At 75.6% G+C, this 6,355-nt stretch carries 5 protein-coding genes; 4 read left to right on the top strand and 1 reads right to left on the bottom strand.

What is annotated here, in order from left to right:
* Positions 1–1,006: serine/threonine-protein kinase (locus AAHH18_RS15415; RefSeq protein ID WP_343302210.1), on the bottom strand; the 1,006-nt coding region annotated here is incomplete at its 3' end.
* Between the two features lie 157 nt (positions 1,007–1,163).
* Between AAHH18_RS15415 and AAHH18_RS15410 the strand changes: the two genes are divergently transcribed.
* From AAHH18_RS15410 to AAHH18_RS15395, 4 genes are all read left to right on the top strand, one after another.
* A complete protein-coding gene (locus AAHH18_RS15410) occupies positions 1,164–2,597 on the top strand; it encodes an alpha,alpha-trehalose-phosphate synthase (UDP-forming) (protein ID WP_343302209.1) in 1,434 nt (477 codons plus the stop codon).
* A 12-nt stretch (positions 2,598–2,609) separates the two neighbouring features.
* The gene (otsB, locus tag AAHH18_RS15405; protein ID WP_343302208.1) at positions 2,610–3,452 is read left to right on the top strand and encodes a trehalose-phosphatase; all 843 of its coding nucleotides are present in this window, start codon (positions 2,610–2,612) and stop codon (positions 3,450–3,452) included.
* 9 nt (positions 3,453–3,461) lie between these two features.
* Positions 3,462–5,021 carry an outer membrane protein assembly factor BamB family protein gene (locus AAHH18_RS15400; protein WP_343302207.1) on the top strand — a complete coding sequence of 520 codons (1,560 nt, stop codon included), beginning with the start codon at positions 3,462–3,464 and terminating at the stop codon, positions 5,019–5,021.
* A gap of 173 nt (positions 5,022–5,194) precedes the next feature.
* Entirely contained in the window at positions 5,195–6,319 is a 1,125-nt protein-coding gene (locus AAHH18_RS15395; protein ID WP_283321575.1) for an ABC transporter ATP-binding protein, read from the top strand.
* Positions 6,320–6,355 lie beyond the last annotated feature (36 nt).

The following is a 6,355-nucleotide window of genomic DNA, read 5'->3' as shown; positions in this document are numbered from 1 at the left end:
ACGCGGCCGTCGCGGCGGTCCCCGTCGCCGGCAGCACCGCGGGCGGCACCGGCCCGGTCCCCGACGCCTGCGCGACGGTCGGCGTGGCGTCCGCGGCCGGGAAGGCCACCGTGCTGCCCGCGGCGGTCGCGGCGGGCGGCGGGGACGGCACGACCGTGCCGAGCGCGACGGTCGCCGCCTCGGGCGAGTACCGCTCCCCGCGCCGCTCGGCCTCCGCGAGCGCGGCGACCACCTCGTCCGGCTGCGCGCGGTCCGCGGGGTCGGCGGCGAGCGCGTCCCACAGCGCGCCGGCGGTGACGGGGCCGAGCCCGGCGAGGTCGGCGTCGCCGGAGCGGGTGCGGACCAGCACGGCCTCCAGCGGCCGGGTGCCGAACGGGGCGCGGCCGGTGGCGGCGAACGCGAGCAGGGCCGCCCAGCCCCACCAGTCCGTGGCGGGCGTCGGCTCGGCGCCGTCGACGAGCTCCGGCGCCAGGTACCCCGGCGTGCCGACGACGAACCCCGTCGACGTCACGCGGGTCTCGTCGACGGCCTGCGCGATGCCGAAGTCGATGAGCACCGGGCCGTCCGGCGTGACCAGGACGTTGCTGGGCTTGAGGTCGCGGTGCACCACCCCGGCGGCGTGCACCGCCGCGAGCGCGTCCCGCAGCCCGTCGGCCAGCCGGTGCAGCGCGGCGGCGTCGAGCGGACCCCGCCGGCGCACGCGCTCGCTGAGGTCCTCGCCGGGCACCAGCTCGGTGACGAGGAACGCCTCCGTCGAGTCGGCCTCCGCGTCGAGCACCGCGGCGACCCCCGGGTGGCGCAGCCGCTGCAGGGCGAGGACCTCCCGGCGCAGCCGCTCCCGCGACGTCGGGTCGGCGCCGATGTGCGGGTGCAGCAGCTTGAGGGCGACCGGAGTCCCCCCGCCGTCCACCGCCCGGTACACCGTGCCCATGCCGCCGGAGCCGAGCGGCGCGAGAATGGTGTACCCGCCGATCTCGGCGCCCGGTGCCAGGCCGATGCGCTCCATGCGGGCACGGTAGCCGCCGCCCCGGTGGCGCGCGGGGTCGGCACGCGGGGCCGGCGGTGGAGACGCCACCGGGCCCGGACCTGTCGTCCGACGTTTCCCGGGCGGGACCGCAAAGGTCACGTTAGGGTCAGGATGACACCAAGGAGCTGATGGATCCGTGACATCTGCTGGTTACGACCTGGTCGTCGTCGCGAACCGCCTGCCGGTGGACGTGACGCTGGACGACGACGGGAACCCGAGCTGGACCCGCTCCCCCGGCGGGCTGGTGACCGCCCTGGAGCCGGTGGTCCAGCGGTCCGACGGCGCGTGGGTGGGCTGGGGCGGCTCCGCCGACCTGGAGCTCGAGCCGTTCGACGCCGACGACATGCGCCTGGTCCCCGTGAAGCTCACCGAGGACGACCTGCGCGACTACTACGAGGGCTTCTCCAACGACACGCTGTGGCCGCTGTACCACGACGTGATCCAGCCGCCGACGTTCCACCGGCAGTGGTGGGACGCCTACCAGCGGGTCAACCGCCGGTTCGCGGAGGCCGCGGCCGCGCAGGCGGCGCAGGGCGCGACGGTCTGGGTGCACGACTACCAGCTCCAGCTCGTGCCCGCGTTCCTCCGGGAGCTGCGCCCGGACGTGCGGATCGGGTACTTCCACCACATCCCGTTCCCCCCGCTGGAGATCTTCGTCCAGCTCCCCTGGCGGCTCCAGGTCGTCGAGGGCCTGCTGGGCGCCGACCTCGTGGGCTTCCAGCGCGGCGGCGACGCCGCGAACTTCGTGCGGGCGGTGCGCCGGCTGACCGACCGGACCACCCGCGGCCAGATGATCACGCTCACCGGGCAGGACGGCCGGGTGCAGCGCCACGTGCGCGCCGCGTCGTTCCCCATCTCGATCGACTCCCGCGCGTTCGACTCGCTCGCCCGCACGCCGGAGGTGCAGCAGCGCGCGAAGGAGATCCGGGCCGAGCTCGGGGACCCGAAGGTGCTGCTGCTCGGCGTCGACCGCCTGGACTACACCAAGGGCATCCGGCACCGCATCAAGGCGTTCGGCGAGCTGCTGGAGGACGGCCGCATGACGGTCCCGGACGCCACCCTCGTGCAGGTCGCGTCCCCGAGCCGTGAGAACGTGGGCGCCTACCAGCAGCTGCGCGACGACGTCGAGGTGCTGGTCGGCCGGATCAACGGCGAGTTCGGCGAGCTCGGCCACCCGGCCATCCACTACATGCACCACTCCTACCCGATGGAGGAGATGGCGGCGCTGTACCTCGCGGCGGACGTCATGCTGGTGACCGCGCTGCGCGACGGCATGAACCTGGTCGCCAAGGAGTACATCGCGGCGCGCTCGGACGACCGGGGCGCCCTCGTGCTCAGCGAGTTCACCGGCGCCGCCGACGAGCTCGGCGGGGCGGCCATCCTGGTCAACCCCCACGACATCGCCGGCCTGAAGAACGCCATCCAGCACGCGGCCAACATCGACCCCCGCGAGGCGCGCAAGCGCATGCGGCGGCTGCGGCGCCGGGTGCTGGAGAACGACGTCGCCCACTGGTCGGACTCGTTCCTGTCCGTGCTGACGGCCGTGCCGGTGCGCGACCAGCACGTCTGAGGAGGACCCCGCGTGACCGACGACCTGCGCACCGCCCTGCTCGACGCGGTGTCCGACCCCGGGCGCCTGCCCGTGCTGCTGGCGCTCGACTTCGACGGCACCCTCGCGCCGCTGCAGGACGACCCCGAGCTGTCCCGCGTGCTGCCCGAGGCCGCGGCCGCCCTGCGCTCCCTGGCCGGCAGCCCCGCACGGGTGCGCCTGGCGCTCGTCTCCGGGCGCGCCATGGCCGACCTGCACCGGCTCGCCGAGGTCCCCCCCGGCACCGTGCTGATCGGCAGCCACGGCGCGGAGCGGGCCCGCGTCACGGAGCACGGTCTGGACCGCGACGTCATCGCCCTGACCGACGAGCAGGCGGACCGGCTCGCGGCGCTCGGCGGCGAGCTGCAGGCGGTGGCCCGCGGCCGCGACGGCGTCTGGGTGGAGACCAAGCCGGCGGCCGTCGCGGTGCACACCCGCCTGGCGGACCCCGAGGTCGGCGACCGGGCGGAGTCGGAGGCGCTGGCGGTCGGCGAGCGCCTCGGCTCCGTGACGCTGCACGGCAAGAAGGTGGTCGAGGTGTCGGTGCTCGACGCCGACAAGGGCGCCGCGCTCGCGGCCCTGCGCGACGAGCTGCACGCCGCCACGGTGGTCTTCGCCGGGGACGACGTCACGGACGAGCACGCGTTCCGGGCGCTCGGCCCGCAGGACGTGACCGTGAAGGTCGGCGACGGGGCGACCGCCGCCCGGTTCCGGGTCGCGGACCCCGAGGAGCTCGCGGCGCTGCTGTCCGGGCTCGCGGCGGCCGTGGCGGGCGCACCGGACGACCCCCCGGGCACGCCCGGGTCCCGCGGGGCGGGGAGCGCCGCCGGGGCGTAGGTTGCGGCCATGAGGGGCGACCGCGCCGCCATGCAGGACGTCGAGCTGGTCGACGTCGGGACCGGCGCGGACCTCGCACCCGACGACCCGGCCTCCGAGGCGGAGCGCAGCCGTCGGCTCGCCCGCCGCCGTCGTCGGCTGCGCCGGTGGTGGCCGGTCCCGGTCGGTCTCGCGGCCGTCCTGGTCGGGACGCAGGCCGTCCTCGCCGCGCGCGAGCAGGCCGAGGTCGCGGCCCGGCAGCGCGTCGACGGCGTGCTGCGCACCGTCGGCCCGGCGCTGGAGGCGACCCGGCGGCTGCCCGACGCCGTGGCGCCCGTGGTGTTCAGCGGGATCACCGCCGAGGGAGGTCTGCGGGTCGGGCCGTCGCAGCCCGACTGGGACGACCCCCGCGAGCTGATCGCCGTCGACGCGCAGGGGGAGACCGTCTGGCACGTCTCGCTGGAGGACGACGGCGCCGGCCCCGCCATGCCCGGGCTCGGCGCGGAGTACCCGCTGTGCGCCGGCGACGGCGACCCGGCGGCGGTCGTGGACTGCGTCGTGCTGGACCGCTCCGCCCTGGCCGTGGCCGCGGCCGACGACGGCAGCAGCGTCGCCGGCCCGCCGGAGGCCGGGCGGCTGGTGTCGTTCGACGCCCGCACCGGCGAGCGGCTGGGCTCGCGCCCGGTGCCGCCGGTGTCCGGCTGGGCGGGCGACGCCTCCGTGCACGCCCTGGCCTCCGTGACCGGCGGGGCGCTCGTCGTCACGGCGTGGGAGCCGGGGGGCGCGCTGGCCGGCGAGCCGCGCTGGCGCACCCGCGTCCCGCTCGACCCGGCCGGGCTGACACGCGAGGCGCTGACCTACCCGCCGTCCGTCGGCGTGGAGCGCGGGCACGTGATGGTCCAGGGCGCGCTCGGGTCGTGGGCGCTGTCCGCCGCGGACGGGCGCGTGGAGAGCGCCGGGTCGCAGTACCTGCAGGCGACCCGCACCGGCCGCCTCACCGCCCCGGGCGTCCCCGTGCGCGTCCTCGACGGCGCCGGCCGGACCGTCGCCACCCTCCCCGGGCCGCCCGCGGTGCTGCTCGTCGACGACGGCAGCCTGCCGGACGTCGAGGTGGTCGTCACCGACGGCGAGCACGGGCGGGACCTCGTCGGCTACGACGTCGCCGGCGACCGGCAGCGCTGGTCCCTGCCGCGGCCGCTGTGGGTCGACTCGGGCCTCGTGCTGCTGGAGGGCACCCTCTACGGGCAGGACCGCGAGGCGGTGTGGGCGGTGGACGTGGCCACCGGCCGGGAGCTGTGGCGCACCGCCGCACCCGTCGTCGCCGACTTCGGCGGCGTGCTCACCGACGGCCGGCACGTCCTGGCGATCGGGATCACCACCGAGGTCGTCGCGGCCGGGACACCCGTGGAGCCGGCCGCGGGCCAGGACGCGCGGCCGCCCGCCGCGTCGTCGCGCACCCTGCTGGCGTTCGACCTCGGCACCGGCGCGCTCGCGTGGGCGACCCGGCTGCCCGACGCCGTGCAGGGCGTCTGGGCCTGGCACGGCGACCTGCTGGGGTTCGGGCCCGACGACGTGCTGGTCCTCAACTGAGGCACCCCCGGCGGATGTGACCGACGTCCCACCGGCGGGCCCGGGTGTGGTTTGATGTCCGTGGACCGAGGGGGGTCACCCGACCTCCCTCGAGCCGTGTCAGCGAAGACACACTGACACTCTTCACGACGGATCGTCCGGCACGTACCTGCCGGTGAAGGGACTGATCACGCATGGCTACGGTCACGTTCGACAAGGCCACCCGGGTGTACCCGGGCACCGAGCGCCCCGCGGTGGACGCGCTCGACCTCCACATCGAGGACGGCGAGTTCCTCGTCCTCGTCGGCCCCTCCGGCTGCGGCAAGTCGACCTCGCTCCGCATGCTCGCGGGCCTCGAGGACGTCAACGCCGGTCGCATCCTCATCGGCGACCGCGACGTCACCGACGTCCAGCCGAAGGACCGGGACATCGCGATGGTGTTCCAGAACTACGCGCTGTACCCGCACATGACGGTCGCGGACAACATGGGCTTCGCGCTCAAGATCGCCGGCACCCCCAAGGCCGAGATCCGCACCCGCGTCGAGGAGGCCGCCAAGATCCTCGACCTCACCCAGTACCTCGACCGCAAGCCGAAGGCGCTCTCCGGCGGTCAGCGCCAGCGCGTCGCCATGGGCCGCGCGATCGTGCGCCAGCCGCGCGTGTTCCTCATGGACGAGCCGCTGTCGAACCTCGACGCCAAGCTCCGCGTCCAGACGCGCACCCAGATCGCCTCGCTGCAGCGCCGCCTCGGCGTCACCACGGTCTACGTCACGCACGACCAGACCGAGGCGCTCACCATGGGCGACCGCATCGCGGTCCTCAAGGACGGCCTCCTGCAGCAGGTCGGCACCCCGCGCGACATGTACGACACCCCGGCCAACGTGTTCGTCGCCGGCTTCATCGGCTCCCCGGCCATGAACATCGGCACGTTCCCGATCGTCGACGGTGTCGCCACGGTCGGCTCGGCTGGCATCGCCGTGCCGCGCACCGCGCTCGACACCCTGGTCTCGGACGACAACAACAGCATCACGATCGGCTTCCGCCCGGAGTCGCTGGACGTCGTCCCCGAGGGCACGCCGGACGCGCTGCCGGTGGTCGTGAACATCGTCGAGGAGCTCGGCTCCGACGCGTTCGTGTACGGCTCGCTGGTCGGCGAGGCCGGCGCGGCCGACGTCCACTCCGGTGCCGGCGACGCGCAGGTCATCGTGCGCGTCGACCCGCGCCAGGTCCCCGCCAAGGGCGAGAAGATCTGGGTCCGCATCCGCACCGGCGAGCAGCACCTGTTCCACGCCGGCTCGGGCGAGCGCATCGCCGTCTGACGCACGACATCTCCACCTCGGAGGGGCGGGGCCGGC

The sequence above is a fragment of the Cellulomonas olei genome, from assembly GCF_039548315.1.
GTDB lineage: Bacteria > Actinomycetota > Actinomycetes > Actinomycetales > Cellulomonadaceae > Cellulomonas.
This window is presented reverse-complemented; position numbering and strand designations above follow the sequence as displayed.

Bases quoted from the DNA above. Each gene is read 5' to 3' on its own strand.
- AAHH18_RS15395 (WP_283321575.1), top strand. From the start codon at position 5,195: ATGGCTACGGTCACGTTCGACAAGGCCACCCGGGTGTACCCGGGCACC.
- AAHH18_RS15400 (WP_343302207.1), top strand. From the start codon at position 3,462: ATGAGGGGCGACCGCGCCGCCATGCAGGACGTCGAGCTGGTCGACGTC.